Genomic DNA, 228 nt, shown 5'->3' with positions numbered 1-228 from the left:
AAGGTGGTCTACGACCCGGCGCAGGTCTCGTTCGAACGGCTGCTGCAGGTGTTCTGGGAGAGCCACGACCCCACCCAAGGCATGCGCCAGGGCAACGACGTGGGCACGCAGTACCGCTCAGGCATCTATTGCCACACGCCCGAGCAGAAGGCCGCGGCTCAGGCCAGCCTGCAGGCGTACCAGCGGACGCTGCGCGCGGCGGGCTATGGCGGCATCACCACCGAGATC

Annotated in this window: 1 protein-coding gene; it reads left to right on the top strand. The window is 68.0% G+C overall.

All coding sequences use genetic code 11. The annotated features are described in order from the left end of the window. A partial coding sequence (locus OH705_RS29080) for a peptide-methionine (S)-S-oxide reductase (protein ID WP_267303684.1) occupies window positions 1-228 on the top strand: 228 nt, incomplete at both ends.

Source organism: Pseudomonas sp. BJa3, assembly GCF_026343815.1.
Lineage (GTDB): Bacteria > Pseudomonadota > Gammaproteobacteria > Pseudomonadales > Pseudomonadaceae > Aquipseudomonas > Aquipseudomonas soli.
The sequence above is the reverse complement of the archived record's forward strand: the minus strand, read 5'-3'. Positions and strand labels throughout refer to the sequence as shown.